This is a genomic window from Agrococcus sp. SGAir0287, from assembly GCF_005484985.1.
Classification (GTDB): domain Bacteria; phylum Actinomycetota; class Actinomycetes; order Actinomycetales; family Microbacteriaceae; genus Agrococcus.
The window spans coordinates 561,737-579,903 of record NZ_CP027942.1; the positions used below are offsets into that span (position 1 = coordinate 561,737).

At 72.8% G+C, this 18,167-nt stretch carries 25 protein-coding genes and 1 pseudogene; 14 read left to right on the forward strand and 12 right to left on the reverse strand.

What is annotated here, in order from left to right:
- Window positions 1-14: 14 nt before the first annotated feature.
- Window positions 15-452: a nucleoside deaminase gene (locus tag C1N71_RS02575; protein ID WP_254678183.1), complete on the forward strand. Its 438-nt coding sequence runs from the start codon at window positions 15-17 to the stop codon at window positions 450-452.
- Between the two features lie 15 nt (window positions 453-467).
- Here the strand turns inward: C1N71_RS02575 and C1N71_RS02580 are convergent, their stop codons facing one another.
- From C1N71_RS02580 to C1N71_RS02595, 4 genes are read right to left on the reverse strand one after another with little or no spacing between them, the layout of a single operon-like run.
- Window positions 468-995, reverse strand: a complete 528-nt coding sequence (locus C1N71_RS02580; protein WP_137754984.1) for a putative immunity protein — start codon at window positions 993-995, stop codon at window positions 468-470.
- 7 nt (window positions 996-1,002) lie between these two features.
- The gene (locus tag C1N71_RS02585; RefSeq protein ID WP_137754985.1) at window positions 1,003-1,323 is read right to left on the reverse strand and encodes a hypothetical protein; all 321 of its coding nucleotides are present in this window, start codon (window positions 1,321-1,323) and stop codon (window positions 1,003-1,005) included.
- Window positions 1,324-1,347: 24 nt separating this feature from the next.
- Window positions 1,348-1,788 (reverse strand): hypothetical protein, encoded by a 441-nt coding sequence (locus C1N71_RS02590; protein WP_137754986.1) that lies wholly within the window; start codon window positions 1,786-1,788, stop codon window positions 1,348-1,350.
- 9 nt (window positions 1,789-1,797) lie between these two features.
- Window positions 1,798-2,766, reverse strand: coding sequence for a cation diffusion facilitator family transporter (locus C1N71_RS02595; protein WP_137754987.1), 969 nt, complete (start codon window positions 2,764-2,766; stop codon window positions 1,798-1,800).
- 23 nt (window positions 2,767-2,789) lie between these two features.
- Between C1N71_RS02595 and proC the strand changes: the two genes are divergently transcribed.
- The gene (gene proC, locus C1N71_RS02600; RefSeq protein WP_137754988.1) at window positions 2,790-3,635 is read left to right on the forward strand and encodes a pyrroline-5-carboxylate reductase; all 846 of its coding nucleotides are present in this window, start codon (window positions 2,790-2,792) and stop codon (window positions 3,633-3,635) included.
- A 348-nt stretch (window positions 3,636-3,983) separates the two neighbouring features.
- Here proC and C1N71_RS02605 read toward each other — a convergent pair whose 3' ends face one another.
- The 3 genes from C1N71_RS02605 to C1N71_RS02615 are packed head-to-tail and all read right to left on the reverse strand — an operon-like array spanning window position 3,984 to window position 6,457.
- The gene (locus C1N71_RS02605) at window positions 3,984-4,355 is read right to left on the reverse strand and encodes a YchJ family protein (RefSeq protein WP_137754989.1); all 372 of its coding nucleotides are present in this window, start codon (window positions 4,353-4,355) and stop codon (window positions 3,984-3,986) included.
- A gap of 1 nt (window position 4,356) precedes the next feature.
- On the reverse strand, window positions 4,357-5,028 hold the full coding sequence (locus C1N71_RS02610) for a potassium channel family protein (protein ID WP_137754990.1): 672 nt from the start codon (window positions 5,026-5,028) through the stop codon (window positions 4,357-4,359).
- Complete coding sequence (locus C1N71_RS02615) at window positions 5,021-6,457, reverse strand: TrkH family potassium uptake protein (protein ID WP_137754991.1); 1,437 nt, start codon at window positions 6,455-6,457, stop codon at window positions 5,021-5,023. Before C1N71_RS02615 ends, C1N71_RS02610 begins: the two co-directional genes overlap by 8 nt.
- Window positions 6,458-6,600: 143 nt before the next feature.
- Between C1N71_RS02615 and C1N71_RS15545 the strand changes: the two are divergent.
- From C1N71_RS15545 to C1N71_RS02630, 3 genes and pseudogenes are all read left to right on the forward strand, one after another.
- Window positions 6,601-6,879, forward strand: a pseudogene (locus C1N71_RS15545) (ArsR/SmtB family transcription factor); the annotation flags it as partial.
- Between the two features lie 445 nt (window positions 6,880-7,324).
- A complete protein-coding gene (locus C1N71_RS02625; protein WP_021011861.1) occupies window positions 7,325-7,423 on the forward strand; it encodes a 30S ribosomal protein bS22 in 99 nt (32 codons plus the stop codon).
- Window positions 7,424-7,496: 73 nt separating this feature from the next.
- Window positions 7,497-7,748 carry a glutaredoxin family protein gene (locus C1N71_RS02630; RefSeq protein ID WP_137754993.1) on the forward strand — a complete coding sequence of 84 codons (252 nt, stop codon included), beginning with the start codon at window positions 7,497-7,499 and terminating at the stop codon, window positions 7,746-7,748.
- 94 nt (window positions 7,749-7,842) lie between these two features.
- On the opposite strand, the gene C1N71_RS02635 is transcribed toward C1N71_RS02630, so the two are convergent.
- Window positions 7,843-8,322 carry a DUF4870 domain-containing protein gene (locus C1N71_RS02635; RefSeq protein WP_137754994.1) on the reverse strand — a complete coding sequence of 160 codons (480 nt, stop codon included), beginning with the start codon at window positions 8,320-8,322 and terminating at the stop codon, window positions 7,843-7,845.
- A 23-nt stretch (window positions 8,323-8,345) separates the two neighbouring features.
- The gene (aspS, locus tag C1N71_RS02640; protein WP_137754995.1) at window positions 8,346-9,647 is read right to left on the reverse strand and encodes an aspartate--tRNA(Asn) ligase; all 1,302 of its coding nucleotides are present in this window, start codon (window positions 9,645-9,647) and stop codon (window positions 8,346-8,348) included.
- Window positions 9,648-9,734: 87 nt separating this feature from the next.
- On the opposite strand from aspS, the gene C1N71_RS02645 reads away from it, so the two are divergent.
- A complete protein-coding gene (locus C1N71_RS02645) occupies window positions 9,735-10,043 on the forward strand; it encodes a biopolymer transporter Tol (RefSeq protein ID WP_137754996.1) in 309 nt (102 codons plus the stop codon).
- Between the two features lies 1 nt (window position 10,044).
- Here C1N71_RS02645 and C1N71_RS02650 read toward each other — a convergent pair whose 3' ends face one another.
- Window positions 10,045-10,371, reverse strand: coding sequence for a YrhB domain-containing protein (locus C1N71_RS02650; protein ID WP_137754997.1), 327 nt, complete (start codon window positions 10,369-10,371; stop codon window positions 10,045-10,047).
- A 5-nt stretch (window positions 10,372-10,376) separates the two neighbouring features.
- Complete coding sequence (locus C1N71_RS02655) at window positions 10,377-10,814, reverse strand: PPOX class F420-dependent oxidoreductase (RefSeq protein WP_137754998.1); 438 nt, start codon at window positions 10,812-10,814, stop codon at window positions 10,377-10,379.
- A gap of 400 nt (window positions 10,815-11,214) precedes the next feature.
- Here C1N71_RS02655 and C1N71_RS02660 point away from each other — a divergent pair, with 400 nt between their 5' ends.
- Genes C1N71_RS02660 through ccsB form a run of 6 tightly spaced genes read left to right on the forward strand, consistent with a single transcriptional unit; the run spans window position 11,215 to window position 16,366 of the window.
- Window positions 11,215-11,757 carry a GIY-YIG nuclease family protein gene (locus C1N71_RS02660; protein ID WP_137754999.1) on the forward strand — a complete coding sequence of 181 codons (543 nt, stop codon included), beginning with the start codon at window positions 11,215-11,217 and terminating at the stop codon, window positions 11,755-11,757.
- A gap of 49 nt (window positions 11,758-11,806) precedes the next feature.
- Complete coding sequence (locus C1N71_RS02665) at window positions 11,807-12,442, forward strand: histidine phosphatase family protein (RefSeq protein ID WP_254678068.1); 636 nt, start codon at window positions 11,807-11,809, stop codon at window positions 12,440-12,442.
- A complete protein-coding gene (locus tag C1N71_RS02670) occupies window positions 12,442-13,023 on the forward strand; it encodes a TlpA family protein disulfide reductase (protein ID WP_175414064.1) in 582 nt (193 codons plus the stop codon). Before C1N71_RS02665 ends, C1N71_RS02670 begins: the two co-directional genes overlap by 1 nt.
- The gene (locus tag C1N71_RS02675; protein WP_137755002.1) at window positions 13,020-13,751 is read left to right on the forward strand and encodes a cytochrome c biogenesis CcdA family protein; all 732 of its coding nucleotides are present in this window, start codon (window positions 13,020-13,022) and stop codon (window positions 13,749-13,751) included. The genes C1N71_RS02670 and C1N71_RS02675 overlap by 4 nt, the downstream gene beginning before the upstream one ends.
- Before the next feature lie 55 nt (window positions 13,752-13,806).
- A complete protein-coding gene (gene resB / locus C1N71_RS02680; protein ID WP_137755003.1) occupies window positions 13,807-15,423 on the forward strand; it encodes a cytochrome c biogenesis protein ResB in 1,617 nt (538 codons plus the stop codon).
- Window position 15,424: 1 nt separating this feature from the next.
- Window positions 15,425-16,366, forward strand: a complete 942-nt coding sequence (ccsB, locus tag C1N71_RS02685; protein ID WP_441297154.1) for a c-type cytochrome biogenesis protein CcsB — start codon at window positions 15,425-15,427, stop codon at window positions 16,364-16,366.
- Window positions 16,367-16,384: 18 nt separating this feature from the next.
- Here ccsB and C1N71_RS02690 read toward each other — a convergent pair whose 3' ends face one another.
- On the reverse strand, window positions 16,385-17,365 hold the full coding sequence (locus C1N71_RS02690) for an o-succinylbenzoate synthase (RefSeq protein WP_137755005.1): 981 nt from the start codon (window positions 17,363-17,365) through the stop codon (window positions 16,385-16,387).
- A 110-nt stretch (window positions 17,366-17,475) separates the two neighbouring features.
- Here C1N71_RS02690 and C1N71_RS02695 point away from each other — a divergent pair, with 110 nt between their 5' ends.
- Both C1N71_RS02695 and C1N71_RS02700 read left to right on the forward strand, forming a co-directional pair.
- A complete protein-coding gene (locus tag C1N71_RS02695; protein WP_137755006.1) occupies window positions 17,476-17,817 on the forward strand; it encodes a hypothetical protein in 342 nt (113 codons plus the stop codon).
- On the forward strand, window positions 17,814-18,146 hold the full coding sequence (locus C1N71_RS02700) for a hypothetical protein (protein ID WP_137755007.1): 333 nt from the start codon (window positions 17,814-17,816) through the stop codon (window positions 18,144-18,146). The genes C1N71_RS02695 and C1N71_RS02700 overlap by 4 nt, the downstream gene beginning before the upstream one ends.
- The last annotated feature ends 21 nt before the right edge of the window (window positions 18,147-18,167 follow it).

The window sequence follows — 18,167 nt, forward strand, 5'->3', positions numbered from 1 at the left end:
AGCACGAGGCGTGGATGCGGCTCGCGATCGCGCAGGCGCAGGCGGCGAGCGCCGAGCACGACGACGTGCCCGTCGGCGCCGTCGTCGTCGGTCCCGACGGCACCGTGCTCGCGACCGGCCGCAACGAGCGCGAGCTGCACGCGGATCCCACGGCGCACGCCGAGGTCGTCGCGATGCGCGCCGCCGCGGCGGTGCGCCGCGACTGGCACCTCGACGACTGCACGCTCGTCGTGACGCTCGAGCCGTGCCCGATGTGCGCGGGCGCGATCCTCGCCGCCCGCATCCCCCGCGTCGTCTTCGGCGCGTGGGACGAGAAGGCGGGTGCGGCGGGCAGCGTGCTCGACGTGCTGCGCGAGCGGCGTCTCCCGCAGCGTGCGGAGGTGGTCGCGGGCGTGCTCGAGGCCGAGTGCGCCGCGCTCCTCACGGGGTTCTTCGGCGAGCGCCGCGCGTAGGCGCGCCAGGAGGCGTCACGGCTGCGCGAGGGCCTGCTGCAGCGTACGGATGTGCTCGCCCAGCGCGCCCGAGGCGAGCAGCCCCGCGCCGAGCGGGCCGGATGCGTCGGCGCCGAGCGCCGGCAGCCGCCGCAGCGCGGCGCGCACGTCGTCGTCCATGTGCGCGAGCTGCCACGCGCGCTCGCGATCCCCGGCGCCGGGCGACGCGAGCTCGGCCGCGACGGCGGCGTAGGCGGCGGCGCCGAGCGCGTGCGCGCCCATGTGCGCGACGCCCGACGCCTGGCCGGCCGCTCGTGCGGCGGCGGCACCTGCGCGCGTGGACGCGGACGCGGCTGCGCGGCCCGCCTCGAATCGTCGGCGGATCTCGGCCGCGGCGTCGCGCTCGCCGCGTGCGAAGTCCCGGGCGCGCGCGATCCCGTCGCGCGCTCGCTCCTCGTCCGGCGCCTCCGCCTCGAGGATCGGCAGCACGCGCTCGGCGCAGTCGGCCGCCCACGCGGCGAGCACGCGGCGATCCGCCACGTCGAGCGTCTGCGGGGATGCCATGCGCGCGTCAGTCGCGGTCGCGCGGCTGCTCGTCGCCGTGCGAGCGATCCTCCTCGTCGGCCTCGGCGAGCTCGGGCGGCAGGTCGACGCCCTGCAGCCAGTCCGGCTCGCCAGGCGCCGGCGCCTCGTCGCCGACCTCCTCGCGCTGCTCGCGCTCGAGCCGTGCGGCGTGCTCGGTCGGGCGCCACACCTCGTCGACGACGCCGAAGCCGCCGGGGATCGTGCCACGCACTCGCTGCCGTTCGCGCTCGCGACGATGCAGGCGCGGCGCGATCGCGACGAGCACGACGATGCCCGCCGCGAGCACGATCCAGGCGATCCACTCCATGGCTCGACCGACGTCCGTCGCGCCTCAGCGCCAGAGCGCGGCGATGAGCAGGTTGACGACGGCGAGCCCGCCCGCGATGTGGAAGAGCGGCTTCAGCCGCCCGTCGTCGACGACGCCGACGACGCCCTGGCCGCCCGCGACCTGCGCGATCCCGCCGTCCGCCGTGGCGACGAGCCCGACGCGCGTGGCCTGGAGGCGTCGCTGGCGCGCGGCCGCCACGAGCGTCACGACGAACACCACGAGCGCGATCAGCGACTTGATGCCGAGCTTCATGTGGTTCGGGTCGTCGAAGGCGATCTGCAGGCCGTAGAGCACGACGCCCGAGACGATCTGGATGCTCGCGCCGAGGAACATGAGCCGGAAGCGGAACCCCAGCCTCGCGCGCAGCTGCACGAAGAACGTGCCGACGAGCAGCGAGGCGCCGATGAGGTGCGCCGCGACGAACAGGCTGTAGACGAGCTCCATCATCCGCTCCTAGTTGCCGCTCTGGATGACGATGTGGTCGGTCGACGGCGCGATGTCGGGCCGCGCGACGTAGATGTCCGGCTCGATGTAGATGACGCGCGCGACGGGCACCGCGTCGCGCACGTGCCGCTCGAGCGCGTCGATCGCCTGCGCGACGTCCTCGACCTTCTGCGTGGGCGGGAAGGCGACCTTCGCGGCGACCATGAGCTCGTCGGGGCCGAGGTAGAGGGTCTTCATGTGGATGACGGCCTCGACGTGGTCGGAGCCGTTCATCGCCGCGAGGATGCGCTGGTGGTCGTCGGGCGTCGCGCCCTCGCCGATGAGGAGCGACTTCATCTCGATCGCGAGGATGATCGCGACGACGATGAGCAGCGCGCCGATCGCGAGCGTGCCGACGGCGTCGAACGTCGGGTCGCCCGTGAGGATCGTGAGGGTCACGGCCGAGAAGGCGAGGACGAGTCCCGTGAGGGCGGCGACGTCCTCGAGCAGGATCACGGGCAGCTCGGGCGAGCGCGACGTGCGGATGAAGCGCCACCAGCCGGCCTTGCCGCGCACGGCGTTCGACTCCTTCACAGCCGTGCGGAGGCTGAACGACTCGAGCACGATCGCGACGCCGAGCACGACGAGCGGCAGCCAGATCCATGCCTCGTCGAGCTCGTGCGGATGCTGCAGCTTGTCGATGCCCTCGAGGATCGAGAAGAGGCCGCCGACCGAGAAGAGGATGAGGGCGACGACGAACGCCCACACGTACCGCTCGCGACCGTAGCCGAAGGGATGCTCCTGGTCGGCCTTGCGCCGCGCGAGGCGCCCGCCGAGCAGCAGGAGCAGCTGGTTCACCGAGTCGGCGAACGAGTGGATCGCCTCCGCGAGCATCGACGCCGACCCCGACAGGAGCCATGCGACGAGCTTCGTGATGCCGATCCCCGTGTTCGCGAGGAACGCGGCGATCACCGCCCTCGTGCCATGCGATTCGCTCACGGGCCCACCATACGCTGGAGCGCATGAGCACCTCCCTGCCGTCCATCGCCATCCTCGGAGCCGGATCGATGGGAGGCGCGATCCTCGCAGGGCTCGCCGCCGACGGCTCGGCGGCGTCGCTCACGGCGACGAACCGCACGCGGGCGAAGGCGGAGGCGGCGAGCGCCCAGGGCGTGCGCTCGATCGCGCTCGAGGACGAGCCGGACGGCAACGTCGCGGCGGCGGCGGAGGCCGACGTCGTCGTCGTGGGCGTGAAGCCCGCCATGGTCGCGGAACTGCTGAGCGAGATCGCCCCCGCGCTGCGCCCGGGCGCCATCGTCGTGTCGCTCGCCGTCGGCACGACGTGCGCCGCGATGGAGGCGCTGCTGCCCGAGTCGGTCGCGGTGGCGCGCGCGATGCCGAACACGCCGAGCCACGTCGGCCGCGGCGTGACGGGCGTGGCGGGCGGCGCCCGCGCGACCGACGAGCAGGTCGCGCTCGCCGCATCCGTCTTCGAGGTCGTCGGCGAGGTGCTCGTCGTCGACGAGTCGCAGATCGACGCGCTCTCGACGATCTCCGGGTCCGGTCCGGCGTACGTCTTCCTGCTCATGGAGGCGCTCACGGGTACCGCGGAGCGGCTCGGCTTCTCGCCGCAGCAGGCCGCGACGATGGTGCAGGAGACGTTCGCGGGCGCGAGCGCGCTCCTCGCCGACGCGAGGGAGCGCGAGCCGGGCATCGAGCCCGCCGAGCTGCGCCGCCGCGTGACGAGTCCGAAGGGCACGACGGAGCAGGCGGTCGCCGTGCTGCAGGACGCCGACCTCGGCGCGCTCTTCGACCGCGCGACGGCGGCGGCCGCGGCGCGCGCGGCGGAGATCGCCGCGGGCCGCTAGCCGGGCCGAGCGCCGCTCGACGCGGTCCGCGAGCACGACCACCGGCCCTCGAGGTGCGAGCGCAGCGAGGTTCGAGAGGGCGCTCGCCTGAGCGCCCGGACGCGGGGCGGGCGCGTGCCGCCTTCGAGGCTCGCTCCGCTCGCACCTCCATGACCGGCCCTCGAGGTGCGAGCGCAGCGAGCCTCGAAAGGGTCCCGCCCGGGCGTTCGAGGTGCGGCGCGAGAGCGGGCACCTTCGAGGCTCGTTGCACTCGCACCTCAGAGAGCGGGTATGCGCGGCACCCTTCGAGGCTCGCTGCGCTCGCACCTCAGGGAGCGGTCAGAGGACGAGCTCCCAGCAGCCCCGACCTCAGCCCAGCTGGACCCCGTCGACGTAGCGCCACGCATCCGTCCGCCGGAAGCGCGAGCGCTCGTGCACGACGAAGCGCTCGCCGTCCTCGACGTACGAGGCGCGGAAGGTCACGACGCCCTCGCGGTCGAACGGCCCGCCGGCCTCGGTCGCCTCGATCTCGAGCCCGATCCAGCGCTCGTCGCCCGGCTCGATCGACGCCGGCCGCGTCGCGGCGTCCCACGACGCGAGCAGCCAGTCCGTGCGGCGCAGCGCGAAGGCCGCGTAGCGCGAGCGCATGAGCGCCTCCGCCGTGGGAGCGAGGCGCGCGCCGTCGTGCACCGGGCCGCAGCACTCGGCGTACGGCAGCCCGCTCGAGCAGGGGCAGCGCACGTCAGGCGCCGAGGGCCGCGAAGCGCTCGATGTCGACCTGGTTGCCCGAGACGATGACGAGGTCGTGCGCCGAGACGACGGTGTCGGGCGTCGCGTAGGTGAACGCGCCGCCCGGGCTCTTCACGCCGACGACCGTGAGGTTGTACTTCGAGCGGATGCGCGACTCCGACAGCGGCACGCCGCGCAGATGCTTCGGCGGGTACATCTTCACGATCGCGAAGTCGTCGTCGAACTGGATGTAGTCGAGCATGCGACCGGAGACGAGGTGCGCGACGCGCTCGCCCGCCTCTGCCTCGGGGTAGACGATGTGGTTCGCGCCGATGCGGCTGAGGATCTTGCCGTGGCTCTGGCTGATGGCCTTCGCCCAGATCTGCGGGATCTTCAGGTCGACGAGGTTCGCCGTGATGAGCACCGAGGCCTCGATCGACGAGCCGACGGCGACGACGGCGATGGAGAACTCCTGCGCGCCGACCTGCCGCAGCGCGTCGATCGAGCGCGCATCCGCCTGCACCGTGTGGGTGAGGCGCTCCGACCACTTCTGCACGAGGGCGATGTCGTCGTCGATCGCGAGCACCTCGCGGTCGAGGCGCGCGAGCTGCCCGGCCGTCGCCGCGCCGAAGCGGCCGAGGCCGATGACGAGCACGGGGGCGTCGTGCGGGATGCGCTCAACCAACGATCGGCCTCTCCTCGGGGCGGGTGAACAGCTGCTGCGTCTGGCTGGCAGCCAGCGCCGCGGCGAGCGTAACGCTACCGATGCGGCCCACGAACATCGTCGCCGCGAGCACGGCCTTCGCAGACCAGGGCAGGTCGCCGTGGGTGAAGCCCGTCGAGAGGCCGCACGTCGCGAAGGCGCTGATGACGTCGAAGAGCACGTAGTCCAGCGGCTCGTGCGTGATCTGCAGCAGCACGATCGTCGACGCCGCCACGATCGTCGCGCCCCACAGCACGACCGAGACCGCCAGGCGCAGCACGTCGGAGGGGATGCGGCGGCCGAACGCCTCCATCGACCTGCGTCCGCGCGCCTCGGCGATCGCCGCGAGGAACAGGATCATGAGGGTCGTGACCTTGACGCCGCCGGCCGTCGATGCCGAGCCGCCGCCGATGAACATGAGCATGTCCGTGACGAGCAGGCTCGAGTTGTTCAGCTGGCCGAGGTCGTAGGTCGCGAACCCGCCGGAGCGCGACATCGTCGACATGAACATCGCCTGCAGGATCTGCTGGCCGGGATCCTTCGTGCCCCAGCTCGATGCGTTGCCCCACTCGAGCACGAGGTAGGCGAGCGAGCCGAGCACGAAGAGGCCGAGCGAGCCGAAGATCGTGAGCTTGACGTGCAGCGACCACAGCCGCGGCTGCTTGAGGTTGCGCAGCAGCACGAAGTAGACGGGGAAGCCGAGCGCGCCCATGAAGACGCCCACCATGATGACGCCGAGGAACCACGGGTCGCTCGCGTACGGCGTCAGGCCTTCGGTCGTCGGGATGAAGCCCGAGTTCGTGAAGGCCATGAACGCGTAGTAGACCGACTGGTAGAGCGCGTCCCAGAACGGCACGCCCTGCAGCAGGATGCGCGGCAGCAGCAGCACGATGAGCACGGCCTCGATCGTGAGCACCGAGATGGCGATGATGCGCAGCAGCCCGCCGACGTCGCCGAGCCGGATCGCCTGCCCCTCCTTCACGACGCCCTTGCGCACGCGGGAGGGATTCGTGTCGCCTGCGGCCATGAGCCGCTGCTTGAGGCCGAGGCGGCGGGCGACGGTCATGCCCAGCAGAGAGGCGAGGGTCAGCACGCCGATGCCGCCGACCTGCACGCCGACGAGCACGAGCGCGTTGCCGAAGGGGCTCCAGTGCGTCGCCATGTCGACGGTCGTCAGGCCCGTGACGCAGATGACGCTCACGGCGGTGAAGAGCGCGTCGATGAAGGATGCGGGCGGCTCGTCGCCGCGCGTCGCGAGCGGCGTCATGAACAGCAGCGTCCAGATGATGTTGAGGCTCGCGAAGACGGCGATGGCGAAGCGCGCGGGGTACTGGCTCGCGAACGCCTCGATGCGGTCGCGCAAGCGTGCGAGCACCGGCTCCCCGTCGCGCTGCACGGCGGTCTGCGACATGTCGCTCCTCACGCTCGTGCCATCGCGGTGCTCCCTGAGCGTAGCCCCGTCCGAGCGTCCCGCCCTCGACGCGCGCACGCACGGATGTGCACGTCGGCTCGCGCCGTTGGACGCCGTGCATGCCGCGCTGGCAATATGTCGCCATGGCCGACATCTTCAGCGTGATCGCGGACGCCACGAGGCGCGAGATCCTCGGCGTGCTGCTCGAGCGCCGCTCGACGTCCGGCGAGGCGAGCGTCAGTGAGATCGTCGAGGCGCTCGGCGTCGCCCAGCCGACGGTCTCGAAGCACCTCAAGACGCTCCGAGACGTCGGGCTCGTCGAGGTGCGCGAGGAGGGGCAGCACCGCTACTACCGCATCGACACCGCGCCGCTCGACGAGGTCGACGACTGGCTCATGCCCTTCGTCTTCGCCGGCGACGACCAGGCGCCCGAGGGCGGCCTCGGCGCTGCGGCCTTCGCCGCCTGGGCGGGCGCGAACGTGTCGTTCCGATCGGCCGCCGACCAGGCGCGCGCCGCGGCGGAGCAGGCGCTCGAGCGCGCGAACCAGCTCGTCGAGCATCCGGCCCCGATGGGCGAGTCGCTCGGTCGCCGCGTCGCCGACGCCGCGCACGAGGCGCGGCAGCGCGCCGCCGAGCTGCAGTCGTGGCTCGACGAGCTGCAGGCGCGCCTCGACGAGCGTCGTGGCGGGGCGTCGCGCGCGATCGAGTCGGCGCGCGATCGGCTGCGGCGCAAGGACTGACCACCCGCGTCCGGGCCGCAGCCGCGCCGCGCGGCGCGTGCGCGACGTGCGATACGCTGGTCGGCAGTGTTCTCCGGCGCGCCCCGCGGTCGGCAGAGACGTCACGACATCGGAAAGCGAGGATCGAATGGGTTCGGTCGTCAAGAAGCGCCGCAAGCGCATGGCCAAGAAGAAGCACCGCAAGCTGCTGCGCAAGACGCGTCACCAGCGTCGCAACCGCAAGTAGGCGACTGCTTCGACCAGCGCTCGACACCTCGGTGTCGGGCGCTTCGTCGTTCCTGGCGGCCTAGCCTGGAGGCATGGTCGAGGTCACGTTCGTCGCGAAGCCCGGCTGCCACCTGTGCGACGTCGCACGACCGATCGTCGAGGGCGTGGTCGGCGAGTTCCCGGGCGACGTCACGCTCGTCGAGCTCGACATGACGCAGGACGCCGCGCTCGCCGAGCGCTGGAGCGAGGACGTGCCCGTCGTGCTCGTCGACGGGCGGCCGCATGCGTCGTGGCGCGTCGACGCCGCGCGCCTGCGCGACCGCATCGCGCGCGCCCTCGCCTGAGCCGCGGTCGGATGTGCGCGCATCCGAGGGCTCGTGGCGATGCGCGCCCGCGCGGGGCGGGATCCGCGCACGTCTCACCGTGCGCGCGCGACGCCTACGAGACCGGCTTGAAGAACCCGATGGCGCCCCACGGCCGGTGCACCTCGCCGCGGCCGGCCTTCGTGCCGCCGAGGATCATGTGGACGATCGTCGCGACGCCCATGATCGTCACGATGGCGAACCACGGCAGGAGCCAGCGGGGGTCGGTCGTGACGCCCGCGGCGGCCGCGACGAGCAGCGCCCCGGCGCTGAGCAGGAGCCCGCCCACCGTCACCGTCGCGAAGGTCAGCTGCCAGTTCGCAGCCTGCCGCGACACCTCGGCGGCGAGCCCGCCGCCCCGCCGCAGCCGCACGTGCGTCACGACCGGCGCGACCCACGACACGATCTGCGACACGACCGGCACGGGCACGAGGTAGAGGAAGCCGATCCACCACGCCATCGCACCCGTCACGGGGGCCGGGTGGAACTGCGGCTCCGGGCCGCCGACGGCGCCCGGGGCGACCTCGTAGCGGCCGTGCTGCTCGGGCGTCGTCATGGCGTGGCTCCTCCCGGATCCGCTCAGGGCTCGAGGCGCGTGGGGCCGCGGAACAGGTAGGTCGTCTCGCGGATGGACGGCAGGCCGAGCATCAGCATCACGACGCGGGCGAGGCCCATGCCGAAGCCGCCGTGCGGGGGCACGCCGTATCGGAAGAAGTCGAGGTAGCTCGTGAGCTCCTCCGGGTCCATGCCCTTCGAGCGCGCCTGCGCCTCGAGCACCTCGACGCGGTGCTCGCGCTGCGCGCCCGTGGCGATCTCGACGCCCTTGTAGAGCAGGTCGTACGAACGGGTCAGGCCCTCGCCGTGCCGCATGTGGTAGAACGGCCGCACCGTGTCGGGGTAGTCGGTGACGAACACGAAGTCGTGCCCCATCGTCTCGGCGACGTGGGCGCTCACCTGGCGCTCGGCCTCGGGGTCGAGGTCGCCGTCGGCGCGCTCGATCGTGTGGCCGCGCGCCTCGACGATCGCCTTCGCCTCCGCATGGCTGATGCGCGGGAAGGGCAGCGTCGGCACCTGCAGGTCGATGCCGAACGCCTCGCGCACGCGGTCGCCGTAGCGTTCGACGACGGCGGCGATCGCGTCGGTCAGCAGCGCCTCGTGGTGCGCCATGACGTCCTCGTGGGAGTCGATCCACGACAGCTCCGCGTCGACCGACGTGAACTCCGTCGCGTGCCGCGACGTGAACGACGGGTCGGCGCGGAAGGCCGGCGCGATCTCGAAGATCCTCCCGAAGCCGGCGCCCTGCGCCATCTGCTTGAAGAACTGCGGCGACTGCGCGAGGTAGGCGGTCGTCTCGAAGTACGGCACCTCGAAGAGCTCGGCGCGCGACTCCGACGCCGACGCCATGAGCTTCGGGGTGTGGATCTCGATGAAGCCCTCGTCGATCCAGCGCGTGCGGAAGGCGTGCTCGATGGCGGTCTGCACGCGGAAGATGAGCTGCGCCTCGGGGCGGCGCAGGTCGAGCATGCGGTGGTCGAGGCGCTTGTCGATGCCGGTGTCGGCGTCGATGGGGGAGTCGAGCGCGACGGTCTCGACGACGAGCGAGCCGACCTTGACCTCGAGGCCGCCGAGCTTCACGCGCTCGTCGTGCTTCAGCTCGCCCTCGACGGTGACGAAGGAGCCGTGCATGAGCGCCGAGATCGTGGCCGCGGTCTCGGCGGTGTCGTCGTTCACCGGGTTCACGAGCTGGGCGGAGCCCGACTCGTCGCGCAGGATGACGAACTGCACGCGCTTCTGATCGCGGACGGTCTCGACCCATCCCTGGACCGTGACGGGTCCGGCGTCGTGGGCGGCGAGGTCGGCGATGAGGGTACGTGCAGTCACCCGCCTAGCCTACGGCGCGGCGACGGGACGGCTGCGCCCCGTGTCCAGCCCCTCGCGCACGCCCGAGCCGAGCCGCATGCTGACGACGTGACCGATGCGGATGCCGTCGACGCCGAGCGCTGGCTCGTGATCGACGGACGCCGGTGGCGGCGCACGGATCCGTCGCTGCCCGCGGACGTGCAGCAGGCGTTGCGCTCGCACCTCGGTCGTGCGCGCTCGGCGGTGCGCTCGGGCAGGAGGGCGGGCGACGAGGCCGCGATCGCCGCCGCCCGCCGCCGCGTCGACGTCGCGAAGCACGGCCTCGGCGAGCGCGGGCCGCGCTGGTGGGAGGAGCCGGAGCGCGAGCGCCTCGCCCGTGCGCGGGAGGCGTTGCGCGAGCTCGACCGGCTCGGATGAGTCAGCGTCGGCGCGTCGCGCGCCATCGGGCCGCGCCGTCGTCGACGGGCAGGGTCGGCAGCAGCATGGCGACGTCGTCGCCGTGCTTCGCGACGAGGTAGGGGCCGGCGTCGATGAGCGCGCGACGCGGGTCGCCCGTCGCCACGTGCTCGGCGTCGTTCCACACGATCACCCACGCGTCGCCGACGTCGAGCACGCCGTCGATGCCGCGCTCGCCCGCGAAGATCGCGTATCGCGCGCCCGACTGCGCCTCGAGCGCATCCAGCAGCAGCCGCACGGTCGCGAGGGCGTCCTCGCGCGAGCGGCCGGTGGATCCCGCGTCGGCCACGGTCGTCAGCGTACGCGGTTGCTCGCCACGATCTGCCCGCCGCCGACGGCGATGAACTTCGTGGGCGCGATCGTGATGACGACGCGCTCGTCGGCGTCGTCGACGGGGTAGTCCATGCCGTACCGGTGCTGGAGTCGCTTGTAGAAGGAGGCATCCGCGTCGTCGTCGGCGACGTCGACGACGCGACCGCGCACCTCGAGGGCGCGCAGCGGCGACGCGGGGTCGTGGATGGAGAACGACACGCGCCCCTCGTGCTCGAGGTTGCGCAGCTTCTGCCGCGAGCGCGTATGCGTGATGCGCAGCGCACGGCCGTCCCAGTCGAACCACATGACGCTCGACTGCGGCGCTCCATCGGGGCGCACGGTGGCCATGTGGGCGTAGTGCGCGTCGACGAGGAGATCCTCGTGGCTGGCGGGCAGGGACGGGTTGAGCGGGGCTCCCATGCGACCAGGGTGGCACGCGTCGGCCTGGTCGGGGCGGCGCCCCTGCAGCTGGTCGAGGAGCGCGCGAGCGCAGCGAGCACGCGTCACGAGACCCGAGCCATCGCGAGCACGCCGAGGACCGGGCGATCGCGGAGACGCCGAGCCGTGGCACCGCCGCCTCCGATCGTCCCGACGCTCGACGTCGTGGCTCTGACACGAGTCTCGTGACGGCTGCGCCCTGCGGGCGCGGCCTCCTCGACCAGCTGGTGGGGAAGGTGTTCTCACTCAGTCGCGGCGTCTTCCATCAGCTGGTCGAGGAGCGCGCGAGCGCAGCGAGCACGCGTCACGAGACCCGAGCCATCGCGAGCACGCCGACCTGCGCCGACCGACGCACGTCGGAGGTCGCGCCTACCGTCGCAGCATGACCGCATCGGCGTGCCTCGTGCCGGGCTGCGCCGAGGCGGCGCGGCCCGGGTCGCTCGTGCCGCTGTGCGAGCATCACCTCGCGCTCGCGGCCGAGAGCGGCGTCGTCGAGGACGTGCTGCCCCATCCGTGCCCCGTCTGCGGCGCTCGCATCGGCATCCGGATGCCGACCGGGGTCGTCTGCGCCACCTGCGAGTGGCGCGTGGGCGAGCTGCCCGACGTCGACCTCGTGCCGCCGCGCGTCGACGTCGTCTACTACCTGCGCTTCGAGGATCGGGTGAAGGTGGGCACGACGTCGAACCTCCGGCAGCGGCTCGGTGCGATCTGGCACGAGGAGCTCGTCGCGCTCGAGCGCGGCGATCGCACGCTCGAGCAGCGCAGGCACGCCGAGCTCTCCGACGCGCGGATCGGGCGCACGGAGTGGTTCCGCATCACCGACGAGGTGGCCGCGCACCTCCGCGTCGTCGGCGAGGGTCGGGATCCGTGGACGCTGCACGCCAGGTGGCGCAGCGAGGCGCTCGCCCTGCGCGGGCTGGCGTGAGGGACGGCTCCGGTCGGGAGGCATAGGCGCGCTCGCTACCATGACGGCCATGTCCGCTCGCCTGCATCTCGTGCGTCACGGCGAGGTCGACAATCCCGAGCGCATCCTCTACGGACGCCTCCCGGGCTACCCGCTCACCGAGCGAGGACGCCGCATGGCGGCGATGGCGGCCGAGAGCGTCGACCGCCGCGTCGCACGCGTCTACGCGAGCCCGTTGGTGCGCGCGCAGGAGTCCGCCGAGCCGTGGGCGCAGCGCGCCGGGCTCGAGGTGCGCACCGAGCACCGCATCATCGAGCCGACGAACGCGTTCGAGGGTCGCTCGCTCGCCGCGATCCGCGCCCTGCGCGACCCGAGGATGCTGCGGCTCGTCTGGAACCCGTTCCTGCCGACGTGGGGCGAGCCGTACCGGGCGATCGCCGCGCGCGTCGAGGCCGCGATGACGGATGCGCTCGACGAGCTCGCGGAGTCGGGCGACGAGGGCGACGTCGTCATGGTGAGCCACCAGGCGCCCATCTGGATCACGCACCGTCATCTCGCCGGGCAGCGGCTCTGGCACGATCCGCGCGCGCGGCGATGCGCGCTCTCCTCCATCACGACGTTCGAGCGTCGCGGCGACCGCCTCGTGGAGGTCGGCTACGCCGATCCCGCGGCGTCCGTCGACGCCATCGACCTGGGAGCCGTGTGATGCGTCAGCCCCGACCCCTCCGCGCGACGATCGCGCTGGCGGCCGTCGCCGTCGCCGTGCTCGCCGGGTGCGCGTCGGACGACGGCGTCGCGAACCAGGGCGACGCGGGCTACGTGTCCGGGAACCGGGCGATCGAGGAGTTCCCGCAGGGAGACCGCGAGCCGGCGCCGACCTTCGGCGGCACGCTCTCGAACGGCGAGGCATGGTCGTCGGAGGACCACACCGGCGAGGTCATGGTCGTGAACTTCTGGTACGCCGCGTGCCCGCCGTGCCGCATCGAGGCGCCCATGCTCGCCGAGCTCGCGACCGAGCACGAGGGCGACGTCACGTTCATCGGCGTCAACGTGCGCGACGGCGCCGCGCAGGCCGAGGCCTTCGACGAGACCTTCGGCATCCCGTACGAGTCGATCCTCGACGCCGACACGGGCGACGCGCAGCTCGCGTTCGCCGGCACGATCACGCCGACGGCCGTGCCGACGACCCTCGTGATCGCCGCCGACGGCACGATCGCGGCCCGCATCACAGGAGCGCTGCCCGAGGCGAGCATCCTCGGCACGATCCTCGACGACGAGCTCTCGTGAGCCCTGCCGATCCGATCTTCGCCGGTCAGCTGCTGCTCGCGGTGCCGATCGCGCTCGCGGCCGGCGTCGTCGCCTTCGCGTCGCCGTGCGTGCTGCCGCTCGTGCCCGGCTACCTCGGGCTCGTCTCGTCGCTCGCGGGCGGCAAGGACTCGCGCCGCCGTCTGCTGCTGGGCGTGGCGCTCTTCATCGCGGGCTTCACGCTCGTGTTCGTGCTCGGATCGTTCGTCGTCGGCGCGACGAGCGAGTTCCTGCTTCGCTACCGCGACGTGCTCATGCGCGTGCTCGGCGGCGTCCTCGTGGTCATGGGGCTCGTCTTCGTCGGCCAGCTCACCGTGCTGCAGCGCATCTGGAAGCCGCGGCAGGTGCGCGCGGGCGGGATGTGGGCGGCGCCGCTCGTCGGCATCGTCTTCGCCGTCGGCTGGACGCCGTGCATCGGCCCGACCTTCGCGGCGATCAGCGTGCTCGCCCTCGACTCCGGCACCGCGTGGCAGGCGGCGCTGCTCGGCCTCGTCTACTCGCTCGGCCTCGGCATCCCGTTCCTCGTGCTCGCGATCGGGTTCGGGTGGGCGTCGCGCGGGGTCGCGTTCGTCAAGCGGCACATCCGCGCCGTCAACGTCGTCGGCGGCATCATGCTCGTCGTCCTCGGCGTGCTCATGCTGACGGGCGTGTGGATGCAGGTGTCCGATGCGATCCAGGGATGGGTGGGGAATGTCGTCACGGTCCTCTGAGCCTCGCGCGCCGAAGACGTCGCCTCGGCGCGAGGCGACGGGCGGCGTCGACCCGATGCGCCCGTCCGACCACGTCGACGCGGCACCGGAGTCGCCCGGCGCCGGCGGTCCGCGACTCGGCCCCATCGGCTGGGTGCGCTTCGCGTGGCGGCAGCTGACGAGCATGCGCACGGCCATCGTGCTGCTGCTCATGCTCGCGCTCGCCGCGGTGCCCGGCAGCCTCGTGCCGCAGCGCTCGAGCGACCCCAACGGCGTCATCGCCGTGCGCGAGCAGAACCCCGACCTCGTGTGGCTCTACGACGCGCTGCAGCTGCACGACGTGTACACGAGCCCGTGGTTCTCGGCCATCACGATCCTGCTGCTCGTCTCGCTCGTCGGCTGCGTCATCCCCCGCATGCGGCATCACTGGGCGGCGATGCGGGCGCGGCCGCCGCGCACGCCGGCCCGCCTGTCGCGGCTCGTCGGGTTCCAGACCGTGCCGGGCGACGCGAGCGACGTCGGCGACGCCGAGCGCATCCTGCGTCGTCTCGGCTACCGCACCGAGCGCTACGGCGACTCGGTCTCGGCGGAGCGCGGCTACCTGCGCGAGACCGGCAACCTCGTCTTCCACGCCTCGATCGTCGTCATCGTCGTCGCGATCGTCGCAGGCAGCGGCTTCGGCTTCCAGTCGCAGCGCCTCGTCGTCGAGGGGGAGGGCTTCTCGCTGTCCGGCGCGAGCCTCGACACCCTGACGACGGGGCAGTGGGTCTCGGCCGACGACCTGCCCGCCTTCGGCATCCACCTCGACCGCCTCGACGTCGTCTACGAGACCGAGAACCCGGATGCGATCGGTCAGCCCCTCGACTTCACCGCCTTCGTGCAGGTGACGGAGGATGGCGACACGCACCCCGGGCAGATCCGCGTGAACGAGCCGCTGCGCGTGCAGGGCAGCGACCTCTACCTCATCTCGAACGGCTACGCGCCGGAGATCACGATCACGAGCGCCGACGGCACCGTCGTGTTCGACGAGGTCGTGCCCTTCCTGGCGCAGGACCAGGAGATGACGAGCCTCGGCGTCGTCAAGCTGCCCGACGGCCTCGCGGAGCAGGTGGGCCTGCAGGGCTTCTTCTACCCCTCGGCGGCGCAGCTCGAGACCGGCGCCTACGCGTCGTACTACCCCGACCTGCTGAACCCGCTGCTGTCGCTGCAGGTCTACACGGGCGACCTCGGCCTCGACGGCGGCGTGCCGCAGTCGGTGTACCAGCTCGACACCGAGGCGATGACGCAGGTCGCCGGGCGCGACGCCCCCGAGCCCGCGCTGCTCATCGGCCCGGGCGAGACGGTCGACCTGCCGAACGGGCTCGGCACGATCTCGTTCGACGGCATCCGCCGCTACGCCGTCATCGACGTGCACCGCGACGTGACGCAGGGTTGGGTGCTCGCCGGCGCGATCGCCCTCGTCGCGGGTCTGCTCGCGAGCCTGCTCATCCCGCGCCGCCGCCTGTGGGTGAAGGCGACGGACGACGGCCTCGAGCTCGCGGGCCTCGCGCGCGGCGAGGACCCCAGGCTCGCCGGCGCCGTCGACGACCTCGCACGCCGACTGCGCGGCGGCGAGGACGAGCTGCCGCCGAGGCGTCGATGGGGCCGATCGGCCGACGATCCGCCGGCGACCGCCGACGACCACCGAGAGTAGGATGGAGGCCATGCCCGACGTCTCGTGGGACTCGTACTCGCTCCTCGCCGTCTACTCGTCGATGGCGGTGTACGCGCTCGCATTCGTGGCGTTCGCCTTCGACGTCGCGCGGCGCCGCGACCCCGCCGAGGTGCGCGAGCGCGAGCTCGTCGCCGTCGGCGGCGGTGCTGCGGAGGCGCCCGCGCCGGCCGCACCCGCTCGCCCCGCGCGACGCAACCTCGCGAAGGTCGGCTTCTCGCTCACGGTGCTCGCCTGGGTGCTGCACGTCGCGGGCACGATCATGCGCGGCATCGCCGCCGGCCGCGTGCCGTGGGCGAACATGTACGAGTTCGCGCTCACGTCGATCGCGATCATCGTCGGCATCTTCGTCTTCGCCCAGCTGTGGCGCGACCTGCGCTTCCTCGGCGTCTACATCACGGGCCTCGCGACCGTCTTCCTCGGCGTCGCGACCGTGAACTTCTACGTCTCGCCGACGCCGCTGCCGCCGGCGCTGCAGTCGTACTGGCTCGTCATCCACGTCTTCGTCGCCGCCCTCGGCACCGGCTTCTTCGCGCTCGGCTCGGGCCTCAGCATCCTGCAGCTCCTGCGCACGCGCGCGTCGGGCCTCGCCTACGTCGACCGGCTGCCGGGCGCGAGCGCGCTCGAGGACCTCTCGTACCGCGTCTCGGTCATCGGCTTCATCTTCTGGACGTTCACGCTCATCGCCGGCGCCGTGTGGGCCGAGCACGCGTGGGGCCGCTACTGGGGCTGGGACACGAAGGAGGTGTGGACGTTCGTGATCTGGGTCGTCTACGCCGGCTACATCCACGCTCGCGCGACGCGCGGCTGGCGCGGCACACGCTCGGCATGGCTGCAGCTCATCGGCTTCGCGGCGATCCTGTTCAACTTCACGATCGTGAACGTCTACTTCAAGGGCCTGCACACCTACTCGGGCCTCGAGTGAGCGACGCCGGCTGACGCGTCAGGTCCGTTCGGCGAGCACGGCGTAGGAGGCCTCGAGCCGCCGACGCCACCAGTCGAGGCGATCGGCGGGCGCCGCGTGCCAGGCGAGCCGGTGCTCGTCGGCGTCCACGCGGCTGACGGGGATGCCGCCGTCGACGGGCCGCAGCGGCGCGGCGACGTCCTCGACGAGCAGCGCCGCCGTGCCGAGCCCGCAGTCGAACGGCAGCTCGGGGAGCGCGGCGGCGAGCGCGGCGCCCTGCGAGAGGCCCACGGAGGTGTCGAGCGCGCTCGAGACCACGGCGGGCAGGCCCGCCTCCGCCACGATCGCGAGCGCTCTGCGCACGCCACCGAGCGGCTGCGTCTTCACGACGAGCACGTCGGCGGCGCCGGCGGCGACGACGGCCATGGGATCGGTCGCCTTGCGCACCGACTCGTCCGCCGCGACCGGCACGCCGAGGCGATGGATGCGCGCGCGCAGCTCGGCCAGCTCGGGCACGGTCGCGCACGGCTGCTCGACGTACTCGAGGTCGAGGCGCTCGAGCGCGCGCACCGCCGACTCGGCCTCGTCGACGTTCCAGCCGCCGTTCGCGTCGACGCGGATGCGCGCATCCGGCAGCAGCGTGCGCACCTCGCGCACGCGCGCCACGTCGTCCTCGAGCGTCTGCCCGCGCTCGGCGACCTTCACCTTCACGGTGCGGCAGCCGTCGTAGCGGGCGAGCACGCCCGCGACCTCGCTCGGCGCGACGGCCGGCAGCGTCGCGTTGACGGGGATGCGGTCGCGCACGGCTGCGGGTCGCGGCTCCCAGGCGTCCTCGATCGCGGCGGCGAGCCACGCGGCGGCCTCGTCGGGCTCGTACTCGAGGAAGGGGCTCCACTCACCCCACCCCTGCGGCCCGCGCACGAATGCGGCCTCGCGCTCGGTCACGCCGCGGAAGCGCGTGGCGAGCGGCAGGCGCACGACGCGCAGGGTGTCGAGCAGCGCTTCGATGGGCGGGAGCATCCCCTCCATCCTGGCCGACGGTCGGCACCGCGTCACGGGCCGGTCGTCGTCCGCGCGGCTCACGGCTGCGACGCAGCCATGGCGGCGCCGAGTACGGCATGCTGGTCGCCATGACGACGACCGAGATGCCCTGGGTCACCGAGACGCGACTCGCGCCCGGGCAGCAGGTGAAGCGCAACACGGTGTTCGGGTGGGTCGCGGCAGCGCTCGCGGCGCTCGGCGCACTCATCTTCGTCGTCTCGATGGGGATGCTCTTCACGCCGCTCGCAGGGCTCTTCATCACGGCGCTGCCGTTCTGGGGCATCCTGACGCTCGGCACGGTGGGCTGCGCCGTGAGCGCGCTCGTGCGCCGCGGTCGCGTCAACCTCATCCTCGGCGTCGGCTCCCTCGCGCTGCTCGTGCTCACGAACCCGCTGATCCCGCTCGTCGTCGCCATCGCGCTGGGCTTGTGAGGCTCGCCGACGCCATCCGGGCGCGCGGTCGCGGTCTCGGCCGCCTGTCGCTGCTCGTCGTGCCCGTCGGCATGATCGGCCAGGTCGTCTCGTTCCTGCAGCAGGCGACGCACCTGTTCGCACCCGTCGCGGGCGAGCGGCCCGGCGTCGTCGCCGTGCTCGTGAGCGTGACGGTGCTCGGCGTCGCGGGCGTCGGGTGCGGGCTGCTCGCAGCGGCGACGCCCGATGGCCGGCGCACGGGCGCGCTCGGCGCGGCACTCGGTGGCGCGACGCTCATCCTGTTCCTCGTCGCGTCGACGTTCCTGTGGCGCTCGCTCGCGATCTTCTGACGCCGCCGCGGCGCGCCGACG

Excerpts from the sequence above, each read along its gene's own strand:
- C1N71_RS02665 (WP_254678068.1), top strand. The coding sequence starts at position 11,807 with ATGTCCGCTCGCCTGCATCTCGTGCGTCACGGCGAGGTCGACAATCCC.
- C1N71_RS02655 (WP_137754998.1), bottom strand. The coding sequence starts at position 10,814 with ATGGGAGCCCCGCTCAACCCGTCCCTGCCCGCCAGCCACGAGGATCTC.
- C1N71_RS02695 (WP_137755006.1), top strand. The coding sequence starts at position 17,476 with ATGACGACGACCGAGATGCCCTGGGTCACCGAGACGCGACTCGCGCCC.
- resB (WP_137755003.1), top strand. The coding sequence starts at position 13,807 with ATGCGCCCGTCCGACCACGTCGACGCGGCACCGGAGTCGCCCGGCGCC.
- C1N71_RS02580 (WP_137754984.1), bottom strand. The coding sequence starts at position 995 with ATGGCATCCCCGCAGACGCTCGACGTGGCGGATCGCCGCGTGCTCGCC.
- C1N71_RS02635 (WP_137754994.1), bottom strand. The coding sequence starts at position 8,322 with ATGACGACGCCCGAGCAGCACGGCCGCTACGAGGTCGCCCCGGGCGCC.
- C1N71_RS02625 (WP_021011861.1), top strand. The coding sequence starts at position 7,325 with ATGGGTTCGGTCGTCAAGAAGCGCCGCAAGCGCATGGCCAAGAAGAAG.
- proC (WP_137754988.1), top strand. The coding sequence starts at position 2,790 with ATGAGCACCTCCCTGCCGTCCATCGCCATCCTCGGAGCCGGATCGATG.
- C1N71_RS02590 (WP_137754986.1), bottom strand. The coding sequence starts at position 1,788 with ATGGAGCTCGTCTACAGCCTGTTCGTCGCGGCGCACCTCATCGGCGCC.
- C1N71_RS02670 (WP_175414064.1), top strand. The coding sequence starts at position 12,442 with ATGCGTCAGCCCCGACCCCTCCGCGCGACGATCGCGCTGGCGGCCGTC.
- C1N71_RS02660 (WP_137754999.1), top strand. The coding sequence starts at position 11,215 with ATGACCGCATCGGCGTGCCTCGTGCCGGGCTGCGCCGAGGCGGCGCGG.
- ccsB (WP_441297154.1), top strand. The coding sequence starts at position 15,425 with ATGGAGGCCATGCCCGACGTCTCGTGGGACTCGTACTCGCTCCTCGCC.
- C1N71_RS02615 (WP_137754991.1), bottom strand. The coding sequence starts at position 6,457 with ATGTCGCAGACCGCCGTGCAGCGCGACGGGGAGCCGGTGCTCGCACGC.
- C1N71_RS02585 (WP_137754985.1), bottom strand. The coding sequence starts at position 1,323 with ATGGAGTGGATCGCCTGGATCGTGCTCGCGGCGGGCATCGTCGTGCTC.
- C1N71_RS02630 (WP_137754993.1), top strand. The coding sequence starts at position 7,497 with ATGGTCGAGGTCACGTTCGTCGCGAAGCCCGGCTGCCACCTGTGCGAC.
- C1N71_RS02575 (WP_254678183.1), top strand. The coding sequence starts at position 15 with ATGCGGCTCGCGATCGCGCAGGCGCAGGCGGCGAGCGCCGAGCACGAC.
- C1N71_RS02690 (WP_137755005.1), bottom strand. The coding sequence starts at position 17,365 with ATGCTCCCGCCCATCGAAGCGCTGCTCGACACCCTGCGCGTCGTGCGC.